Consider the following 18336-nt stretch of genomic DNA (forward strand, 5'->3'; position numbering starts at 1 on the left):
TCCAAGGTGGGGGCCGGTTCTGGTGGTGGGTCAGGTCAGGTGGCGAGCCAGGCGTCCGCGGAGAGCTTCGTCCGGGGCCGGTAGACCAGCCAGGCGGCGAGCAGCAGGAAGCCGGTGTCGCGGAGGATCTCCTGGAGGTACTCGGTCTGCGAGGCGTCGACGGCTCCGCCGCCGCCGAAGCAGCCGCAGTCGATCGAGATGCCGCGCGCCCAGGCGGAGGTGATCCCGGCGATGAAGGTGAGCAGCAGCAGACCGGAGAGCACGGCGACGATCCGGGTGCCGAGGCCGAAGAAGAGCAGCAGGGCCAGCGCGAGCTCGAGGAACGGCAGCCCGTACCCGACCGGCTTCACCAGCGACTCGGGCAGGATCTCGTACGCCCGCACGGCCTGGGCGGCCTCCGCCGGGTCCGACACCTTCGCCAGACCGGCCCAGGCCCAGACCACCGCCAGGCCCAGCCGCACGGCCAGACCGAACCACTGCCCCGCCGGCCCGTCGACCGCACGGCGCAGTCCGGTCGTGCTGGTCACCATCGGGCTCCCCCTCGTCACAGGCACACTCACGCGTCCTGATGAACCGTAGGGGATGAGGGATGGTTCCTCCACATTCGCGCGTTAAGCCGAATGAGTGAACTATGGTGCACTTATGTCTGATTTGCCCGACAGCGGGTCAGTGGTGCGAGCCGGAGCAGCGGTTGGCGGCCCGGATCGCCACCAGGGCCGGCCGCCCGTCCGCCTGCGAGCGGTCCGCCCGCACGGCCGAGGCCATCCTGGACGCCTCGCTGCACACGTACGCGTCCCGCACGGCCCGCTCGACACCCCGCCTGGCCAACGCATGCCCGACCGACGCCTCCGCACCGAAGGCGGCACCCAGCACCAGCACGGCGGCAGCGGCCCGCAGGACAACGGCTCGGTGGAGGCACGGCACACGCGGCTCCTTCGGTAGCGACGGGGAGACCACCTCCACTCGTCCCTCCACTCAACGCCGGTCAATCGCTACTGATGCGTCGTGCTCGTACTTTTCACTCGGACGGGGCAACCACAAGGGGCGCGGGGAACTGCGCGCTGCGGAAGATGACAGGTCGTCACCTTCCGAGCTCGCGCAGTTCCCCGCGCCCCTGGACAGTGCAACTGGCTACTTCGGAGGACGACTCAAGGCCGCTTCCTTCCGCAGCGCGCAGTTCCTCGCGCCCCTGACGGGGCTTACCGCTTCCGGACGCCCTCGGCGAGGTCCGAGGCCAGCTCGCGGACGGCCGTCAGGGCCGCCGCCTCGTCGCCGTCGGCGTCCAGGATGCGCTGGACGAAGGCGGAGCCGACGATGACCCCGTCCGCGAAGCCGGCGACCTCCGCGGCCTGGGCCGAGGTGGAGACACCGAGGCCGACGCAGACCGGCAGGTCGGTGGTGGCACGGGTACGGGCCACCAGGTCCTCGGCCATCGAGCCGACCGCCGCGCGGGTGCCCGTCACGCCCATGACGGCCGCCGCGTAGACGAAGCCGCTGCCGGCCGCCGTGACCTCGGCGAGGCGGGCGTCCTTGCTGCTGGGGGCGACCACGAAGACGGTGTCGAGACCGTGCTCGGCCGCCGCCGCGCGCCAGGGGCCGGACTCCTCGACCGGCAGGTCCGGCAGGATGCAGCCGACGCCGCCCGCGGCGGCCAGCTCGGCGGCGAACCGCTCGACGCCGTACCGCTCGACCGGGTTCCAGTAGGTCATCACCAGGACGGCGGCGGCCGGGTGCGCCGAGGCCGCCTCGGCGACCGTCCGGATCACGTCCTTGATCTTGACCCCGCCCCGCAGGGCGATGTCGTCCGCGGTCTGGATGGTCGGGCCGTCCAGGACCGGGTCGGAGTGCGGCAGGCCGATCTCGACCACGTCGCAGCCGCCCTCGATCAGGGCCTTGACCGCCGCGATGCCGCCGTCCACCGAGGGGAAGCCGGCCGGGAGGTAGCCGACCAGGGCCGCGCGGTCCTCCGCCTTGGCGGCGGCGAGGACGGTGCTGAGCTTCGAAGCCATGGTCACTTCCCTCCGTTGTCAGAAGCGTTGTCGTCGTACAGGCCGAAGTACTGCGCGGCCGTGTGCATGTCCTTGTCGCCGCGGCCGGAGAGCGAGACCAGGATGGTCGCCTCCGGTCCGAGCTCGCGGCCGAGCTCGAGGGCGCCGGCCAGCGCGTGGGCGCTCTCGATCGCCGGGATGATGCCCTCCGTGCGGGAGAGCAGCCGCAGCGCCTGCATCGCGGCGTCGTCCGTCACCGGGCGGTACTCGGCCCGGCCGGTGTCCTTGAGCCAGGCGTGCTCGGGGCCGACCCCGGGGTAGTCCAGACCGGCCGAGATCGAGTGCGACTCGATGGTCTGGCCGTCCTCGTCCTGCAGGACGTAGGTGCGGGAGCCGTGCAGCACGCCCGGGTCGCCCTTGGTGAGGGTGGCCGCGTGCTTCGGGGTGTCGGCGCCCTCGCCGGCCGCCTCGCAGCCGATCAGGCGCACACCCGCGTCCGGGATGAACTCGTGGAAGATGCCCATCGCGTTGGAGCCGCCGCCGACGCAGGCGACGACCGCGTCCGGGAGCCTGCCGGTGCGGTCCAGGACCTGCTGGCGGGCCTCGACGCCGATCACCCGGTGGAAGTCGCGGACCATCATCGGGAAGGGGTGCGGACCGGCCACCGTGCCGAACAGGTAGTGGGTGGAGTCCACGTTGGCGACCCAGTCGCGGAACGCCTCGTTGATGGCGTCCTTGAGGGTGCGGCTGCCGGACTTCACGGCGATGACCTCGGCGCCGAGCATCCGCATCCGGGCCACGTTGAGCGCCTGGCGCTCGGTGTCGACCTCGCCCATGTAGATGGTGCACTCGAAGCCGAACAGCGCGCAGGCGGTGGCGGTGGCCACGCCGTGCTGGCCGGCGCCGGTCTCGGCGATGATCCGGGTCTTGCCCATCCGGCGGGTGAGCAGGGCCTGGCCCAGCACGTTGTTGATCTTGTGCGAGCCGGTGTGGTTCAGGTCCTCGCGCTTGAGCAGGATGCGCGCGCCGCCCGCCTCGGCGGAGAAGCGGTGCACGTCGGTGAGCGGGCTGGGCCGCCCGGTGTAGTCCTTGAGCAGGGCGTCCAGCTCGGCGGCGAAGGCCGGGTCGGCCTTGGCCTTCTCGTACTCCTCGGCGACCTGCTCGACGGCGGCGACCAGCGCCTCCGGGATGAACCGGCCCCCGTACGCGCCGAAGTAGCCCCGGGCGTCGGGGACTTCGGTGCCTGGCTGGTAGTCGTTCTCGGACATGGCAGAAGTCCTTGGGTAGGTGAAGCAGAACGATGGCTCGGAACGGCTTCTCAGCCGTGAGTCCCGCGCCATCGACGGCCCTGCACCTGCCCGGGCTCACAGCCGATCACGTACCGCACCCGCCGCCCCAGCACCCGGCGTGCGGGCGCGCGGCAGCCGCGCGGGCGGCAGCCGGGGGCGAGGCGGGTGGTCAGTGACATCGCTGCGGTCAGCCCCGCCCGTTGTTGCGCAGCGCCGGGTGGGCACCGGCGGCCACCAGGTCGGCCACGGCCGCCTTCGGGTCCTTGCCGGTCACCAGCGACTCGCCGACCAGGACGGCGTCCGCGCCCAGGTTGGCGTACGCGATCAGGTCGTGCGGGCCACGCACTCCCGATTCGGCCACCTTCACGATGTGCGCCGGGATGGCGTCCACCACGTTGCCGAAGGTGTTGCGGTCGACCTCGAGGGTCTTGAGGTTCCGGGCGTTCACGCCGATGATCTTCGCCCCGGCGTCCACCGCCCGGGCGATCTCCTCCTCGTCGTGCACCTCCACCAGCGGGGTCAGCCCGATCGACTCGGCCCGCTCGATGAGCGAGACGAGTGCGGGCTGGTCCAGCGCGGCCACGATCAGCAGCGCCAGGTCGGCCCCGTGCGCGCGGGCCTCCCACAGCTGGTAGGCGGTGACGATGAAGTCCTTGCGCAGCAGCGGCGTGTCCACGGCGGCCCGGACGGCGTCCAGGTCGGCCAGGGATCCGCCGAAGCGGCGCTGCTCGGTCAGCACGCTGATCGCGGCGGCACCACCGGCCGCATAGTCCAGCGCCAGGGCGGCCGGGTCGGCGATCGCCGCCAGAGCCCCCTTCGAGGGGCTGGACCGCTTGACCTCGCAGATCACCCGGACGCCGTCGCCGCGCAGCGCGGCCACACCGTCCTTGGCGTCCGGGGCCTTGGCCGCCAGCTCCTTGAGCTCGTCCAGGGAGACCCGGGCCTGCCGCTCGGCGAGGTCCTCACGGACCCCGTCGATGATCTCGTCGAGCACACTCACGCGGGCGCCCCCATCATTCGATCCAGTCAATCCACGGAGTGCGGTGCGCACGGTATCTGGGGTGATCCCATGCCGCAACGCCCCCGTCGGCTCTTCGATGGTATCGGGCGCGGGGGGCGCGCAGCGCATCCGACCAGCGCGCGTCTCGCGGAGCGGACCTCGGACGCGCCGCTCGCGCCTGCCGTCAGGCGCCCGGCGGGGCGAATCCGGCGCCCGGCGGGAGGTTCCGGAAGACCGTGAAGGCCAGCAGGACCAGCAGCAGCGCGGCCCACTGCCGCCCGCTCGTCCGCAGCTTCGGCGGGGCGGTGTTGGTGAGCGCGGCCCAGAACCACATCACCCAGTACAGGCCGGCCAGCACGGCCAGGGCCAGCACCAGGACGTTGTCGTGCCCGGCCGTGGTGAGCTGCCCGTGGCTCATCGCGTGCACGGCCCGCAGTCCGCCGCAGCCCGGGCACCACCAGCCGGTCGCCTGCAGGAACGGGCAGGTCGGGTAGTGCCCCGGCTGGTTCGGGTCCACCCCGGCCACGTACAGGGTCGGCACCGCCACTGCCGCCAGCGCGGCCACCGGCCGCACCAGCCGCCTGCCGAGCGAGGGCGCCGGGGCCGGGCCTACGGATGCGTTCACCCGCCAGATTCTGCCCCGGCCGCGCCGCCGCACCCGGCCGCGCCACGCACGGCCACCGCGCGCGACACCCTCGCGAGAGCGCACGCACGACGGAGGGGCGCCCCCCCGCCCCGCGGGCCCCCACCCCGCCCCCGCGGGCAGGCGCAGAGCGAGGCCGGGGGCGTAGTGGGAGCGGGGGCGCCCCCCCCGGCGGGCGGGCCCCCCCCCCCCCGGCCCCCCCCCTCCGGGAAGCCTGGGAGCTGCCTCAGACGGTGACGGCGGTCTTCGTCTCGGCGGCGGCCGCGACCGCGTGAGTGTGGGTGGTGGCCTGCTTGCCCATGCCCGCCATGGACATCGCCTTGCCGACGACGCCACCGAGGACGACGACGACCATGCCGACCCAGAACAGCCAGACAGCGGGGATGATCATGGCCACACCGCTGACGCAGAAGCCGATGAACGTGATGGTCACGCCGGTCCACGCGGCGGGGTTGTGACCGTGCGATGCTGCCGCCATTTGACGTTGCTCCTTGGTTAAGCAGGGCCCGGCCGGGCTGCCAGAGGCGCACGCGGCGGGTTGACGTCTCCCATTGTGCCCGGCTCGACGGGTCGACCCCAAGCGGGGTCAGCCTTCACCCGGTGGGATCTTCGCCACGGTCGAGGGCCTGCCACAGCTCGGCGGGGCTGCTCGGCCGCGCGGTGGGCGCCTCGGCCTTGCGGGCCGGGGCGTCGTAGCGCGCGCCCATCGCGGGCCAGGCGGCGCCGCTGCGCAGCGTGACCAGGCCGGCGGCCGCGAGCAGCAGCCCGCCCAGCGCCGCCGCCCACGGCCAGGCGGAGTGGCTGATCTGCTCGGCCTGGGCGCCGGCCAGCGCCAGCTTGCGCCCGGCCTCGGCGTCCAGCGCCGAGCTGTCGAACGCCCCGGCCGCGGCAGCGGCCGCCGCCCCCAGCCCGGCCAGCAGTGTCAGAGCGCCGACGGCCGCCCGCCCGGCCCCGCGCACCGCGAACACCGCCACGGCCGCCGCCAACGCCACCAGCGCCAGCCCGCCCGGCACACCGGAGATCGCACTCCCGGTCACGCCCAGCTCCAGCTGCCCGGCCTTCCCCTCGGCCCACGTCCGCCCCACCGAACTGAGCACCAGCAGCACACCGACCGCGGTGAGCCCCAGCATCACCGCCAGACCTCGACGGGCAGCGGGCTTCCGGGGCTTCTCAGGCGTTTCGCTCACCCGTTCACTATGGCAGAGAGGCTGGAACGGTCAGGCCCTGCGCAGGGTGTTCGCGGTCGCCACCGCGCGCAGCACCGCCGTCGCCTTGTTCCGGCACTCCGTGTTCTCGCTCTCCGGGTCCGAGTCGGCGACGACCCCCGCGCCCGCCTGGACGTACGCCGTCCCCTCCCGCAGCACCGCCGTCCGGATCGCGATCGCCGTGTCCGAGTCACCCGCGAAGTCGAGGTACCCGACGCACCCGCCGTACAGGCCCCGCCGGGTCGGCTCCAGCTCCTCGATGATCTGCATCGCCCGCGGCTTCGGCGCCCCCGAGAGCGTCCCGGCCGGGAAGCAGGCGGTGAGCACGTCGAAGGCCGTCCGCCCCGGCGCCACCCGCCCCGTGACGGTCGAGACGATGTGCATCACGTGGCTGTACCGCTCGATGGACATGAAGTCGACCACCTCGACCGAGCCCGGCTCGCACACCCGGCCCAGGTCGTTGCGGCCCAGGTCGACCAGCATCAGGTGCTCGGCCCGCTCCTTGGGGTCGGCGAGCAGCTCGGCCGCGAGGTCCGCGTCCTCCTGCGGGGTGGCGCCCCGGTGCCGGGTGCCGGCGATCGGGTGGACCATCGCCTGACCGTCCGCCACCTTCACCAGCGCCTCGGGGCTGGAGCCGACCACGTCGAAGCCGCCCACCGCACCGCCGTCCGGGCCGGGGAAGCGGAACAGGTACATGTACGGGCTGGGGTTGGTGGTGCGCAGCACCCGGTAGACGTCCAGCGCGCTCGCCGGGCAGGGCGCCTCGAACCGCTGGGAGGGCACCACCTGGAAGGCCTCGCCGGCCCGGATCCGCTCCTTGATCTCCTCCACGGCCGCCCGGTACGGCGCCCCGCCGAACGGCGAGTGCGGCTCCACGGCGGTCGGGGTGAAGGTGGCCAGGCCGGGGTCGACCGGGCGGGCCAGGTCGGCCTCCATCGCGTCGAGCCGGGCCACCGCGTCCGCGTAGGCCTCGTCCACGCCGCTGGCCAGGTCGTTGTGGTTGACGGCGTTGGCGATCAGCACCACCGAGCCGTCGAGGTGGTCGAGCACCGCGAGGTCGGTGGCCAGCAGCATGGTCAGCTCGGGCAGCTTGAGGTCGTCCGGCGTGAGGTTCGGCAGCTTCTCCAGCCGCCGCACGATGTCGTACCCGAGGTACCCGACCAGCCCGCCGGTCAGCGGCGGCAGGCCGTCGTCGTCGTGGCGCGGGGTGTGCAGCGCGGCCAGCGCCGCCCGCAGCACCTCCAGCGGGTCGCCCTCGGTCGGGATGCCGACCGGCGGGGCGCCGTGCCAGCGGGCGTTGCCGTGCTCGTCCGCCGTCAGCGCGGCGGCGCTGCGCACGCCGACGAAGGAGTACCGCGACCAGGTGCCCTGCTCGGCGGACTCCAGCAGGAAGGTCCCGGGCCGCTCGCCGGCCAGGCTGCGGTAGAGCCCGATCGGCGTGAGGCCGTCCGCGAGCAGCCTGCGGGTGACCGGGATGACCCGGGTGTCTACGGCGAGCTTGCGGAAGGCCTCAAGGTCCATGGAGTCAGGCACCGTTCGTGAGCGTGGGCAGGTCTGCCCCGAAGCCTAGCGATCAGCGGCCAGGAGTACGTCCTCGTCGAAGCAGGTCCGCGCCCCGGTGTGGCAGGCCGCCCCGGTCTGGTCGACCTGCACCAGCAGCGTGTCCCCGTCGCAGTCCAGGGCCACCGACTTGACCACCTGCACGTGCCCGGAGGTGTCGCCCTTCACCCAGTACTCGTTGCGGCTGCGGCTCCAGTAGGTGCAGCGGCCGGTGGTGAGCGTGCGGTGCAGCGCCTCGTCGTCCATCCACCCGAGCATCAGCACCTCCCCTGTGTCGTACTGCTGCGCCACGGCGGGCAGCAGCCCGTCGGCCGTCCGCTTCAGGCGGGCGGCGAGGGCGGGGTCGAGCGCGGTGGTACCGGGAACGGCGGGAGTGGTCGACATGCCGCCTATTCTCGCAGGATGGGAGTGGCGTACAGCATCATCACCGTCGAGGCCCCGGACCGGGACAGCCTCAGGCTCGCCCTCGCGGAGCAGTTCGCCGTCCCGCCGGGCGAGGTCGAGCTGGCCGATGCCGGGGAGACGGACGGGCGGAACTGGGCGGCGCGGGTCAGCTGCGAGTTCGAGCGGCTGCACGGCGACGTCTCCCACGTCCTGGCCGTCCACGCGGCGGCGGACCGCCCGTCAGCTCCCGCGGAGCCGGTGCTGGCCGCCGGCCTCGCGGTGCGGCTGCGCCAGGTGCTCCTCGTCCACAACTCCGGTGTCCGCCCCAGCGCCTACTGGGCCGCCCTCCCGGACGGCAGCATGGTGCGGGCCCGGGTCTACGAGTCCGACGACGAGGACGCCGCCTACCGGGTCGACGCCGCCGAAGCCGCGATCCCGGGCCTGCCCCACGTGCCCGTCGAGCGGATCAGCGAGGTGATCCGGGACGTGCCGCTGCCCACCCCCGTGGTCGAGGCCGCCCTGCGCGAGGCCGGCCCGGACGGCGCCCGACCGGCGGGCGGTGACCCGCACTTCGTCAACCGGCTCCGCGCCTGGGAGATGCTCACGGTCAGGATGGCGCGGAGCTGGCCGCCTTCGGCCTGGTACCCGGCGGAGTTCTACCGCGAGGATCTCGAACTCCGGGACTCCCTCGAAGGGGCCGGGGGCCTTGCGGCGGCGCTCGACCGCATCGACGAGGACTTCCGGCAGCTCACGGCCGACGACGGCGGAGCGGCGTTGGGTGCCGAGATCGGTGTGCCCGGTGCCCAACTCGCCCTCCGGCCCTGGTGGTGGCGGCGGCGCCCGCTCGAAATCCCCTGGCAGTGACGACCGCCCGCACTACTGCCGGCGCTCGCAGCCGTCCGGCCAGACCACCTGGACGTACAGGCCGGCCTTGCGGGCCGCCTCGACCACGCGGGCGGGCTCGCTGCCCGGCTGCCCGTCCCAGACGGCGATCAGTTCGTCCACCATGCCGACCAGGGCCCGGCAGGTGTCGTCGCCCAGGCCGCCCGCCGAGGCGGCGGCGAGGCGGTGGACGGCGGTGGCTTCGGCGAGCAGCGGGCCCGTGGGGGTAGGTGCGCCGGCCGGGAGGATGACCTCGATCTTGCCGCCGTGCTCGAGCACCGCGCGGGCGAACCACCGCTCCGGGCCCGGGCGCAGACAGCCCACCCCGACCAGCTCGTAACTGCCGAACTCCGTGACCAGCGGCCACAGTGCGCCGCGCACCAGCATCTCGGTGATCTCCGAGAGCCCCTCGTGCCCGATGATTCCGACTCGCATCCGCGTGTACCTCTCGCAACCAGGACCGTCTCGCGGTCCGGGCCGTGCCACCGCCAGGCTACCGCCCGCCTGTCCCGGTCCTGTCATTCCCCTGCCGCGGACGGCCCGGCGGGGCCACAATGGCGGGTGAGGCGGAGGGGGTCGGATGGAGCGGGACGAGCCACGGCAGGGCGGCGGTTCGCGCGGGCGGTGGGTGACGGTCGCGGTGCTGGCCGTGCTGGCGGTCGGGGCCGGGGCCGCGATGCTGCTCTGGCCGGACCGGAAGAAGTCCCTGCCGCCACCACCTCGGCCGAGCGTGACCGCCACCCCCTCGCCGAGCCCCTCCAAGGTCCTGCCCTACCCGTGGTTCGCGGTCGGCACCTGCTACGACCACCCGCAGCTGAGCAAGGTCATCACCAGCCCCGAGGCCCGGCCCTGCGCGCCCGACCACGACGTGGAGTCGGTCGCCAACGTCCTGCTGCCGGACGGGCTGACCAGCGATTTCACCATCGGCAAGGCCCTGCGCGAGCTCTGCAAGGCCCCGGTCGCCGCAGCCGAGCAGCGGCAGGGCGGCGGCACCTTCTACGGCTACCCGATCGCCCCCGACCTGACCTTCTACCGGCAGGGCTACCGGGACGCGACCTGCGGCATCGCCGCCAGCGACCACCAGGGCGGCGCCAAGCTCCACGGCCCCCTGCACTGAGCCCGGCGGGCGGGCGTAGGGTGTGCGCCATGCCGCACTTCGCCCGCACCGAACGCCACCGCCTCGCCGACCTCTTGACGGCCGCCGGGCCGGACGCGCCGACGCTGTGCGGCGGCTGGACCACCCGGGACTTGGCCGCCCACCTGGTCCTGCGCGAACGGCGGCCGGACGCCGCCGCGGGCATCCAGCTGAAGCCGCTGGCCGGCTGGACGGATACGGTGCAACGCCGGTACGCGGCAGGCGACTTCGCCGAGCTGGTCCACCAGTTCCGGTCCGGCCCGCCCCGGTTCTCGCTGTTCGGCCTGCCCGGGGCCGACGAAGCCGCCAACACGGTCGAGTACTTCGTCCACGCGGAGGACGTCCGCCGGGCGGTGGCCTGGGAGCCCGAGGAGCTGACCCCGGGCCTGGACGAAGCCCTCTGGAAGCGGCTCCCGATGCTCACGCGGTTCGAGACCGCCCGCAAGAGCCCGGTCCGCCTGGTCCTCAAGCACCCCGACGGCCGGAGCGTCACCGTCGCCGACAAGCACCCCATGACGGTCGAACTCACCGGCACCCCGGGCGAGTTGATCCTCTTCGCCTTCGGCCGCGGCGCTCGGACCAAGCTGCAGGCCGACGGCACCCCCGAGGCCCTGGCGGCCCTGCGCAAGGCCTTGCCCTTCTAGAGTCAGCTGCAACACCCAGGGGCGCGAGGAACTGCGCGAAGTCGGAAGGCGACAGGTCCGCACCTTCCGCACTCGCGCAGTTCCTCGCGCCCCTGTAGTGCAACTCGCCCCTGGCGCGGAGCGCTCAGCGGACCGGCTGGCCGGCCTCCCGCAGGGCTCCCTTGACCTCGCCGATCGTCAGGTCCCCGAAGTGGAAGACGCTCGCGGCGAGGACGGCGTCCGCACCGGCCTCCACCGCCGGGGCGAAGTCGGCGAGCTTGCCGGCGCCGCCGGAGGCGATCACCGGGACGGAGACCGCCTTGCGGCAGGCGGCGATCATCGCGAGGTCGTAGCCGTCCTTGGTGCCGTCCGCGTCCATCGAGTTGAGCAGGATCTCCCCGGCGCCCAACTCGGCCGCCCGCACGGCCCATTCGATCGCGTCGAGCCCCGTGCCCTTGCGGCCGCCGTGCGTGGTGACCTCGAAACCGGAGAGCGTCTCGGTGCCGTCGGGGCAGCGGCGGGCGTCCACCGACAGCACCAGCACCTGCCGGCCGAACCGCTCCGCGATCTCGCGGATCAGCTCCGGCCGGGCGATCGCGGCGGTGTTGACCCCGACCTTGTCGGCCCCGGCCCGCAGCAGCTTGTCCACGTCCTCCACCGAGCGGACCCCGCCACCCACCGTCAGCGGGATGAAGACCTGCTCGGCGGTGCGCCGCACCACGTCGTAGGTGGTCTCGCGGTCCCCCGAGGAGGCCGTGATGTCCAGGAAGGTCAACTCGTCGGCGCCCTGGGCGTCGTAGAGCTTGGCCAGCTCCACCGGGTCACCCGCGTCCCGCAGGTTCTGGAAGTTGACCCCCTTGACGACGCGGCCGGCGTCCACGTCCAGGCACGGGATGACACGTACGGCGAGGGTCATGCGGTTCTGCCTTCCAAAGCATCAGCGAGCCCGGTGCGGTGGGCATCGATCTCGATCTCGACCAGCATCCGGGAGTCGATCAGGCCCTCGACCACGACCATCGTGGACACCGGGCGGGCGGCCTCGAACAGCTCCCGGTGCGCCCGGCCGACCTCCTCGGCGTCCCGGACATGGGTGAGGTACATCCGGGTGCGGACCACGTCGTCCACCGTCAGACCGTACGCGGCAAGGGCCTCGAGCCCGATCCGGAAGGCGGCCAGCGCCTGCCGGTACGGGTCGCCCTCGTGCTGGACCTGGCCGTCGGCCCAGGCGGTGGTGCCCGCCACGTGGACGTGGTCCCCGGCCGCCACCGCCCTGGCGTAGCCGAACTCGTCCTCCCAGGGGGAGCCCGTGATCAGCCTGCCGCGCACGATCTGACGCTCCGTCATGACACGGCCTCCAAAGCCTCTTCGAGGGAGAACTTCCGCTCGTAGAGGGCCTTGCCCACAATGGCGCCCTCGACACCTTCCGGCACCAGGGTGGCGATCGCCCGCAGGTCGTCCAGCGAGGAGACCCCGCCGGAGGCGACCACCGGCCGGTCGGTGGCGGCGCAGACGTTGCGCAGCAGCTGCAGGTTGGGGCCGGTCAGGGTGCCGTCGCGGTCCACGTCGGTGACGACGTACCGGGCGCAGCCCTCGGCGTCCAGGCGGGCCAGCACCTCGTAGAGGTCGCCACCCTCGCTGGTCCAGCCGCGGCCGCGCAGGGTGGTGCCGATCACGTCCAGGCCGACCGCGATCTTGTCGCCGTGCTCGGCGATCACCTTGGCGACCCACTCCGGCTGCTCGAGGGCGGCGGTGCCGAGGTTGACCCGGGTGCAGCCGGTGGCCAGCGCGGCGGCCAGCGAGGCGTCGTCGCGGATGCCGCCGGAGAGCTCGACCTTGATGTCGAGCGCGCCGGTGACCTCGCGGATGATGGCGCGGTTGTCGCCGGTGCCGAAGGCGGCGTCCAGGTCGACCAGGTGCAGCCACTCGGCACCGGCCTGCTGCCAGGCCAGCGCGGCGTCCAGCGGGGCGCCGAAGGAGGTCTCGGAGCCGGAGGCGCCCTTGGTCAGACGGACGGCCTGGCCGTCCCGGACGTCGACGGCAGGGAGCAGTTCAAGGCGGGACATGCGGGTGACTCTCCCGGTTTCAGAGGGTGTTGACCCAGTTGGTCAGCAGGGCGGCACCGGCGTCGCCGGACTTCTCGGGGTGGAACTGGGTGGCCCAGAGCGGCCCGTTCTCCACGGCCGCCACGAAGGGGTGGCCGTGCGTGGTCCAACTCACCAGCGGGGCGGCGATGTTGTCGTTGGTGATCTCCAGCTCCCAGTTCCGCACCCCGTAGGAGTGCACGAAGTAGAAGCGGGTCTCGGCGTCGAGACCGGCGAACATCCGGCTGCCCTCGGGCACGTCCACGGTGTTCCAGCCCATGTGCGGCACCACGGGTGCCTCCAGCGGCTCGACGGTGCCGGGCCACTCGTCGCAGCCGGCCGTCTCCACCCCGTGCTCGACCCCGCGCTCGAAGAGGATCTGCATGCCGACGCAGATGCCCATCACGGGCCGCCCGCCGGACAGGCGGCGCCCGATGATGACATCGCCGCGCACCCCCTTGAGCCCGCGCATGCAGGCCTCGAAGGCGCCGACACCGGGCACCAGGAGGCCGTCGGCCTCGAGGGCGGTCGTGAAGTCGGAGCTGACGGTGACGTTCGCGCCGGTGCGCTCGAGGGCGCGCTGGGCGGAGCGGAGGTTGCCGGAGCCGTAGTCCAAAACAACAACGTTCTTGGCCATGTGGTGCGTAGCTCCTAAAGCCGCATGATGCCGGAGGCGAGGCAGAGCGCGGCACCGATCGCCAGCACGGCGACCAGGCTCTTCGACTGCTTCTGCCGCCAGAACGAGTACACGCCGCCGGACAGGAAGAGCCCGGCGATGATCAGCAGGGTTGCGGCTTTGCTCACAGTGCGCCCTTGGTCGAGGGGAGGATGCCCGCCGCGCGCGGGTCGCGCTCGGCGGCGTAGCGCAGAGCACGCGCGAGCGCCTTGAACTGGCACTCGACGATGTGGTGCGCATTGCGACCGTACGGTACGTGAACGTGCAGAGCGATCTGCGCCTGGGCCACGAAGGACTCGAGTATGTGCCGGGTCATGGTGGTGTCGTACGCGCCGATCATCGGCGCCATGCCCTCGGGCTCGGTGTGCACCAGGTACGGGCGGCCGGAGAGGTCGACGGTGACCTGGGCGAGGGACTCGTCCAGCGGCACGGTGCAGTTGCCGAAGCGGTAGATGCCGACCTTGTCGCCGAGCGCCTGCTTGAAGGCGGCGCCCAGCGCGAGGGCGGTGTCCTCGATGGTGTGGTGGGTGTCGATGTGCAGGTCACCGTCGGTCTTCACGGTGAGGTCGAAGAGGCCGTGGCGGCCGAGCTGGTCGAGCATGTGGTCGTAGAACCCGACGCCCGTGGAGATGTCGGTCTTGCCGGTGCCGTCGAGGTCGATCTCGACCAGGACCGAGGTCTCCTTGGTGGTGCGCTCAACGCGTCCGATGCGGGACATACGGGTTACAGCTCCTTGATCACGGTGGCGACGGCTTCGAGGAAGGCGTCGTTCTCGGCGGGAGTCCCGGCGGTGACGCGCAGCCAGCCGGGGACGCCGTTGTCGCGGACGAGCACACCCTGGTCGAGGATGGCCTGCCAGACGGCGTGGGTGTCGGCGAAGCGGCCGAACTGGATGAAGTTGGCGTCGGAGTCGGTGACTTCGAGGCCGAGGGCCCCAAGCGCCCCGACCAGCCTGTCCCGCTCCGCCTTGAGCCGCTCGACATACCCGAGCAGGGTGTCGGTGTGCTCCAGGCAGGCCAGCGCGGTGGCCTGGGTGACGGCCGAGAGGTGGTACGGCAGCCGGACCAGCTGCACGGCGTCCACCACGGCCGCGTCCGCCGCGAGGTAGCCGAGCCGCAGCCCGGCCGCGCCGAAGGCCTTGGACATGGTGCGGGTGACCACCAGGTTCGGGCGGCCCTCGAGCATCGGCAGCAGCGAGGCGCGGTGCGAGAACTCGACGTACGCCTCGTCCACGATCACGATGCTCGGCCCGGCCGCCTGGGCGGCCTCGTAGAGGGCGAGCACGGTGTCGGCGGCGACGGCGGTGCCGGTCGGGTTGTTCGGCGAGCAGACGAAGACCACGTTCGGCCGGTGCTCGGCGATGGCCCGAACGGCTGCCGAAACGTCGATGGTGAAGTCCGCGTTGCGCGGGCCCGAGATCCACTCGGTGCCGGTGCCACGGGAGATGAGCGCGTGCATCGAGTAGGAGGGCTCGAAGCCGAGCGCGCTGCGGCCGGGCCCGCCGAAGGTCTGCAGCAGCTGCTGCAGCACCTCGTTGGAGCCGTTGGCGGCCCACACCTGCTCACGCGTCCGGGCGAAGCCGGTGGTGCCGGTCAGGTACGCCGCCAGGCCTTCGCGCAGCTCGACCGCGTCCCGGTCCGGGTAGCGGTTGAGGTGACGCGCCGCCTCGGCGACCCGCTCGGCGATCCGGGCCACCAGCGGCTCGGGCAGCGGGTAGGGGTTCTCGTTGGTGTTGAGCTGGACGGGCACGTCCAACTGCGGTGCGCCGTACGGGGACTGGCCGCGCAGCTCGTCCCGGATCGGCAGCTCGTCAATCCTGGTCACTGAGGAACGGTCCAATCGAATCGGGCCTTGACGGCGTCACCGTGACCGGGCAGGTCCTCGGCGGTGGAGAGGTCGACCACGTGCGCGGCGATCTCCGCGAGCGCGGCGCGGTCGTACTCGACGACCTGGACCCCGCGCAGGAAGGTCTGCACCGACAGGCCCGAGGAGTGGCAGGCACAACCGCCGGTCGGCAGCACGTGGTTGGAGCCGGCCGCGTAGTCGCCCAGCGAGACCGGGGTGTAGCGGCCGATGAAGATCGCGCCCGCGTTGCGGACCTGGTCGGCGACGGCGTGCGCGTCCCGGGTCTGGATCTCCAGGTGCTCGGCGGCGTAGGCGTTGGCCACGGCCAGGCCCTGGGTGAGGTCGTCCACCAGGATGATGCCGGACTGCGGCCCGCCGAGCGCCTCGGCCACCCGCTCGCTGTGCTTGGTGCGGGCCACCTGCTCCTTGAGCTCGGCCTCGACGGCCTCGGCCAGCTCAGCAGAGTCGGTGACCAGCACCGAGCCGGAGGTGGGGCCGTGCTCGGCCTGGCTGATCAGGTCGGCGGCGACCTCGACGGCGTTCGCCGTGTCGTCCGCGAGCACCATGATCTCCGTCGGCCCGGCCTCGGAGTCGATGCCGATCCGGCCGGCGAACAGCCGCTTGGCCGCCGCCACGTAGATGTTGCCCGGCCCGGTGACCAGGTTGACCGGCTCGCACTCCTCGGTGCCCAGCGCGAACATCGCCACCGCCTGGGCGCCGCCCACGGAGTACACCTCGTCGACGCCCAGCAGCGCGCAGGCCGCCAGCACGGCGGGGTGCACCCGGCCGCCGAAGGCCTTCTGCGGCGGCGAGGAGACGGCGATGCCCGTCACCCCGGCCTCCTGGGCCGGCACCACGTTCATCACCACGGAGGACGGGTAGACCGCGAGGCCGCCGGGCACGTACAGACCGACCCGGTCGACCGGCACCCAGCGCTGGGTCACCGTGCCGCCCGGCACCACCTGGGTGGTGTGGCCCTGGCGCCGCTGGTCGGCGTGCACGGCCCGGGCCCGGCGGATCGACTCCTCGAGGGCGGCGCGCACCTTCGGGTCCAGCTCCGCGAGGGCCTCGGCGATCTGCCCGGCGGGCACCCGGGTGGACTCCAGGCGCACCCCGTCGAAGCGCTCGGTGAGCTCGATCAGCGCCGTGACCCCGCGATGGCGTACGTCCTCACAGATCGGCCGCACCTTCTCCAGGGCGGCTTCCACGTCGAACTCGGCACGGGGCAGCACGTCGCGCAGGCTCGTGGAGACGGAGCCGCGCAGATCGATTCGAGAGATCACACGGCCAAGTGTAGGGAGTGACCGGAACAGGGGGCCGCGCATTTCAGTCCGTGATACGAAAGGCGAGACAGCCGGGGAGTGGATCAAGAACCGCACGGGGGAGAAGCAGCATGGGCCAGGTCAGCGAGGCACCCGACGACCTCAACGAGGCCGAGCGCCGCCTGTGGCGGGCCTTCTGCCAGGGCGAGGTGCTCGACCTGAGCAGCGGCGGCGACGAAGTGGACGACATCCTCGCCGGGCCCGACTGGCCCGAGGAGCGGGTGGTCCGGGCCGAGGTCCTCGCGATGCTGCTGCTCGGCAGCCCCACCCCCGCGCCCGGGCGGGTCACCTCGCTGCGGCTCACCGGGGCGTACGTCTCCGGCCATCTCAACCTGGCCGGCGGCGTCGTGCCGCACTACGTCGAGCTGCGGCACTGCCGCTTCGAGCGCAAGATCCTGATGTCCGAGGCCCGGGTCGGTACGTTCCGCCTGGTCAGCTGCCTGATACCCCGCCTCGAGGCCTCCCGGCTGGTCACCGAGGGCGACCTGCACCTCCCCCGCTGCGTGATCCCCGGCGGCGTCCGGCTCACGGACGCCAGGATCGGCACCGACCTGCTGGTCAACCAGATGATCCTCGGCTGCGACAGCTTCGGCCGGGCCTTCGCCGGCGACGGCCTCACCGTCCACCAGGACGTGGAGGCCGAGCGGATCGAGGCCCACGGCGAGTTCGCCATGCGCTCCGCCCGGATCGGCGGCCGGCTCACCTTCCGCGGCTCCCAGCTGTACGCCCCCGCCCCGCGCACCGACCGCAACTGCCTCAACCTGGCCCGGATCACCGTCGGCAACACCCTCTACCTGGCCGGCTCGCTGGACGGCGGCTGGACCACCTCCCGGACCATCTACGGCTACGGCTACGGCGGCTACCTCCCCGACGAGACCTCGACCACCCCGATGCGCGCCTACGGCGGCGTCCGGCTGGTCGACGCCCGCTTCGAGGCCGCCTGCGTGATCAACCGGGTCGAGTTCCACCTCGGCCCCGAGCAGGAGCTGTCGCTGCGCCGGATCAAGACCCCCGAGCTGCGCTTCACCTGCCCCGCCCCCACCGACGGCAAGGTCTCCTTCTCCCGCGCCCAGATCGGCAACCTGGTCGACGCCCCCGAGAGCTGGCCCCGCAACGGCCGGGTCGGCCTGACCGGCTTCACCTACGAGTCGCTCCGCTCCGAGGTGCCGTTCACCGTCGAGCAGCGGATCGACTGGCTCAACGACGCGCTGCGCGACTACCATCCCGAGCCGTACGAGCAGCTGGCCGCCACGCTGCGCGGGGCCGGGCGGGACGAGGACGCCCGCGAGGTGCTCTACGCCAAGCAGCGCCGCCGCCGCTCCACCCTGCCCCTGCCGGGCCGGATCTGGGGACGGCTGCAGGACGCCACCGTCGGCTACGGCTACCGGCCGGGCCGGGCGGCGGCCTGGCTGGCGCTGGCCTGGGCGCTGGGCGGGATCTACTTCCGGGGCCACCAGCCGCCGCCGCTCAAGGCCGACGAGATACCCACCTGGGACCCTTGGCTCTACTCGCTCTCCAAGGTCATCCCGCTGGTCAACCTCGGCCAGGACGGCTGGAACCCGCACGACTCCGGCCAGTGGGTGGCCACCGCACTGGTGGTCGCGGGGTGGGTACTGGCGACCACGGTGGTGGCGGGTGCGACGCGGATGCTCCAGCGGGGGTGACACCGGGGCTGAGAGGTATCCCTTCGCACGGCGAGCCGC

General features: G+C 72.9%; 24 protein-coding genes. 4 read left to right on the forward strand and 20 right to left on the reverse strand.

Translation table 11 applies throughout. The annotated features are described in order from the left end of the window. Positions 1-35: 35 nt before the first annotated feature. The 11 genes from ABT095_RS28535 to hisI all read right to left on the reverse strand — a co-directional run bounded on the left by ABT095_RS28535 (position 36) and on the right by hisI (position 8069). A complete protein-coding gene (locus ABT095_RS28535; protein ID WP_350532408.1) occupies positions 36-530 on the reverse strand; it encodes a MauE/DoxX family redox-associated membrane protein in 495 nt (164 codons plus the stop codon). A 136-nt stretch (positions 531-666) separates the two neighbouring features. Further along, on the reverse strand, positions 667-924 hold the full coding sequence (locus ABT095_RS28540) for a hypothetical protein (RefSeq protein ID WP_350532409.1): 258 nt from the start codon (positions 922-924) through the stop codon (positions 667-669). 275 nt (positions 925-1199) lie between these two features. Next, complete coding sequence (gene trpA, locus ABT095_RS28545; protein ID WP_350532410.1) at positions 1200-2009, reverse strand: tryptophan synthase subunit alpha; 810 nt, start codon at positions 2007-2009, stop codon at positions 1200-1202. Positions 2010-2011: 2 nt separating this feature from the next. Next, on the reverse strand, positions 2012-3256 hold the full coding sequence (trpB, locus tag ABT095_RS28550; protein ID WP_350532411.1) for a tryptophan synthase subunit beta: 1245 nt from the start codon (positions 3254-3256) through the stop codon (positions 2012-2014). 50 nt (positions 3257-3306) lie between these two features. After that, positions 3307-3456 (reverse strand): tryptophan biosynthesis modulator TrpM, encoded by a 150-nt coding sequence (trpM, locus tag ABT095_RS38900; RefSeq protein WP_502885037.1) that lies wholly within the window; start codon positions 3454-3456, stop codon positions 3307-3309. Positions 3457-3464: 8 nt separating this feature from the next. Beyond that, complete coding sequence (gene trpC / locus ABT095_RS28555) at positions 3465-4277, reverse strand: indole-3-glycerol phosphate synthase TrpC (protein ID WP_350532412.1); 813 nt, start codon at positions 4275-4277, stop codon at positions 3465-3467. A gap of 184 nt (positions 4278-4461) precedes the next feature. After that, positions 4462-4902, reverse strand: a complete 441-nt coding sequence (locus ABT095_RS28560) for a DUF2752 domain-containing protein (protein WP_350532413.1) — start codon at positions 4900-4902, stop codon at positions 4462-4464. Positions 4903-5146: 244 nt separating this feature from the next. Beyond that, a complete protein-coding gene (locus ABT095_RS28565) occupies positions 5147-5398 on the reverse strand; it encodes an HGxxPAAW family protein (RefSeq protein WP_350532414.1) in 252 nt (83 codons plus the stop codon). A gap of 115 nt (positions 5399-5513) precedes the next feature. Next, positions 5514-6107 carry a TIGR02234 family membrane protein gene (locus ABT095_RS28570; RefSeq protein ID WP_350532415.1) on the reverse strand — a complete coding sequence of 198 codons (594 nt, stop codon included), beginning with the start codon at positions 6105-6107 and terminating at the stop codon, positions 5514-5516. A gap of 30 nt (positions 6108-6137) precedes the next feature. After that, positions 6138-7646 carry an anthranilate synthase component I gene (locus tag ABT095_RS28575; protein ID WP_350532446.1) on the reverse strand — a complete coding sequence of 503 codons (1509 nt, stop codon included), beginning with the start codon at positions 7644-7646 and terminating at the stop codon, positions 6138-6140. A 45-nt stretch (positions 7647-7691) separates the two neighbouring features. Beyond that, a complete protein-coding gene (hisI, locus tag ABT095_RS28580; protein WP_350532416.1) occupies positions 7692-8069 on the reverse strand; it encodes a phosphoribosyl-AMP cyclohydrolase in 378 nt (125 codons plus the stop codon). An 18-nt stretch (positions 8070-8087) separates the two neighbouring features. Between hisI and ABT095_RS28585 the strand changes: the two genes are divergently transcribed. Next, a complete protein-coding gene (locus tag ABT095_RS28585) occupies positions 8088-8933 on the forward strand; it encodes a hypothetical protein (protein ID WP_350532417.1) in 846 nt (281 codons plus the stop codon). Positions 8934-8945: 12 nt separating this feature from the next. Here ABT095_RS28585 and ABT095_RS28590 read toward each other — a convergent pair whose 3' ends face one another. Then, entirely contained in the window at positions 8946-9386 is a 441-nt protein-coding gene (locus ABT095_RS28590) for a hypothetical protein (protein WP_350532418.1), read from the reverse strand. Between the two features lie 145 nt (positions 9387-9531). Here ABT095_RS28590 and ABT095_RS28595 point away from each other — a divergent pair, with 145 nt between their 5' ends. Both ABT095_RS28595 and ABT095_RS28600 read left to right on the forward strand, forming a co-directional pair. Next, a complete protein-coding gene (locus ABT095_RS28595) occupies positions 9532-10068 on the forward strand; it encodes a hypothetical protein (protein WP_350532419.1) in 537 nt (178 codons plus the stop codon). Between the two features lie 29 nt (positions 10069-10097). Next, the gene (locus tag ABT095_RS28600) at positions 10098-10730 is read left to right on the forward strand and encodes a TIGR03085 family metal-binding protein (protein WP_350532420.1); all 633 of its coding nucleotides are present in this window, start codon (positions 10098-10100) and stop codon (positions 10728-10730) included. A 124-nt stretch (positions 10731-10854) separates the two neighbouring features. On the opposite strand, the gene hisF is transcribed toward ABT095_RS28600, so the two are convergent. Genes hisF through hisD form a run of 8 tightly spaced genes read right to left on the reverse strand, consistent with a single transcriptional unit; the run spans position 10855 to position 16594 of the window. Continuing rightward, on the reverse strand, positions 10855-11625 hold the full coding sequence (gene hisF, locus ABT095_RS28605) for an imidazole glycerol phosphate synthase subunit HisF (protein WP_350532421.1): 771 nt from the start codon (positions 11623-11625) through the stop codon (positions 10855-10857). Further along, positions 11622-12053: a RidA family protein gene (locus ABT095_RS28610; protein WP_350532422.1), complete on the reverse strand. Its 432-nt coding sequence runs from the start codon at positions 12051-12053 to the stop codon at positions 11622-11624. Before ABT095_RS28610 ends, hisF begins: the two co-directional genes overlap by 4 nt. Continuing rightward, positions 12050-12772, reverse strand: coding sequence for a bifunctional 1-(5-phosphoribosyl)-5-((5-phosphoribosylamino)methylideneamino)imidazole-4-carboxamide isomerase/phosphoribosylanthranilate isomerase PriA (priA, locus tag ABT095_RS28615; RefSeq protein WP_350532423.1), 723 nt, complete (start codon positions 12770-12772; stop codon positions 12050-12052). Before priA ends, ABT095_RS28610 begins: the two co-directional genes overlap by 4 nt. 19 nt (positions 12773-12791) lie before the next feature. Next, entirely contained in the window at positions 12792-13427 is a 636-nt protein-coding gene (gene hisH / locus ABT095_RS28620) for an imidazole glycerol phosphate synthase subunit HisH (RefSeq protein ID WP_350532424.1), read from the reverse strand. Positions 13428-13441: 14 nt separating this feature from the next. Next, complete coding sequence (locus tag ABT095_RS28625) at positions 13442-13594, reverse strand: CG2302 family histidine operon protein (protein ID WP_350532425.1); 153 nt, start codon at positions 13592-13594, stop codon at positions 13442-13444. Beyond that, positions 13591-14184 carry an imidazoleglycerol-phosphate dehydratase HisB gene (gene hisB / locus ABT095_RS28630; protein WP_189915019.1) on the reverse strand — a complete coding sequence of 198 codons (594 nt, stop codon included), beginning with the start codon at positions 14182-14184 and terminating at the stop codon, positions 13591-13593. Before hisB ends, ABT095_RS28625 begins: the two co-directional genes overlap by 4 nt. Positions 14185-14189: 5 nt before the next feature. Beyond that, positions 14190-15290 (reverse strand): histidinol-phosphate transaminase, encoded by a 1101-nt coding sequence (locus ABT095_RS28635; RefSeq protein ID WP_350532426.1) that lies wholly within the window; start codon positions 15288-15290, stop codon positions 14190-14192. Further along, positions 15287-16594 carry a histidinol dehydrogenase gene (gene hisD, locus ABT095_RS28640; protein WP_350532427.1) on the reverse strand — a complete coding sequence of 436 codons (1308 nt, stop codon included), beginning with the start codon at positions 16592-16594 and terminating at the stop codon, positions 15287-15289. The genes ABT095_RS28635 and hisD overlap by 4 nt, the downstream gene beginning before the upstream one ends. A gap of 110 nt (positions 16595-16704) precedes the next feature. Here hisD and ABT095_RS28645 point away from each other — a divergent pair, with 110 nt between their 5' ends. Beyond that, positions 16705-18297, forward strand: a complete 1593-nt coding sequence (locus ABT095_RS28645) for an oxidoreductase (RefSeq protein WP_350532428.1) — start codon at positions 16705-16707, stop codon at positions 18295-18297. Positions 18298-18336 lie beyond the last annotated feature (39 nt).

The sequence above is a fragment of the Kitasatospora sp. NPDC002227 genome (assembly GCF_040296285.1).
Taxonomy (GTDB): Bacteria; Actinomycetota; Actinomycetes; order Streptomycetales; family Streptomycetaceae; genus Kitasatospora.

Coding starts and splice junctions, on each gene's coding strand:
- ABT095_RS28535 (WP_350532408.1), bottom strand. CDS start 530: ATGGTGACCAGCACGACCGGACTGCGCCGTGCGGTCGACGGGCCGGCG.
- trpA (WP_350532410.1), bottom strand. CDS start 2,009: ATGGCTTCGAAGCTCAGCACCGTCCTCGCCGCCGCCAAGGCGGAGGAC.
- trpB (WP_350532411.1), bottom strand. CDS start 3,256: ATGTCCGAGAACGACTACCAGCCAGGCACCGAAGTCCCCGACGCCCGG.
- trpM (WP_502885037.1), bottom strand. CDS start 3,456: ATGTCACTGACCACCCGCCTCGCCCCCGGCTGCCGCCCGCGCGGCTGC.
- ABT095_RS28565 (WP_350532414.1), bottom strand. CDS start 5,398: ATGGCGGCAGCATCGCACGGTCACAACCCCGCCGCGTGGACCGGCGTG.
- ABT095_RS28575 (WP_350532446.1), bottom strand. CDS start 7,646: ATGGACCTTGAGGCCTTCCGCAAGCTCGCCGTAGACACCCGGGTCATC.
- hisI (WP_350532416.1), bottom strand. CDS start 8,069: ATGTCGACCACTCCCGCCGTTCCCGGTACCACCGCGCTCGACCCCGCC.
- ABT095_RS28585 (WP_350532417.1), top strand. CDS start 8,088: ATGGGAGTGGCGTACAGCATCATCACCGTCGAGGCCCCGGACCGGGAC.
- ABT095_RS28590 (WP_350532418.1), bottom strand. CDS start 9,386: ATGCGAGTCGGAATCATCGGGCACGAGGGGCTCTCGGAGATCACCGAG.
- ABT095_RS28595 (WP_350532419.1), top strand. CDS start 9,532: ATGGAGCGGGACGAGCCACGGCAGGGCGGCGGTTCGCGCGGGCGGTGG.
- ABT095_RS28600 (WP_350532420.1), top strand. CDS start 10,098: ATGCCGCACTTCGCCCGCACCGAACGCCACCGCCTCGCCGACCTCTTG.
- hisF (WP_350532421.1), bottom strand. CDS start 11,625: ATGACCCTCGCCGTACGTGTCATCCCGTGCCTGGACGTGGACGCCGGC.
- ABT095_RS28610 (WP_350532422.1), bottom strand. CDS start 12,053: ATGACGGAGCGTCAGATCGTGCGCGGCAGGCTGATCACGGGCTCCCCC.
- priA (WP_350532423.1), bottom strand. CDS start 12,772: ATGTCCCGCCTTGAACTGCTCCCTGCCGTCGACGTCCGGGACGGCCAG.
- hisH (WP_350532424.1), bottom strand. CDS start 13,427: ATGGCCAAGAACGTTGTTGTTTTGGACTACGGCTCCGGCAACCTCCGC.
- hisB (WP_189915019.1), bottom strand. CDS start 14,184: ATGTCCCGCATCGGACGCGTTGAGCGCACCACCAAGGAGACCTCGGTC.
- ABT095_RS28645 (WP_350532428.1), top strand. CDS start 16,705: ATGGGCCAGGTCAGCGAGGCACCCGACGACCTCAACGAGGCCGAGCGC.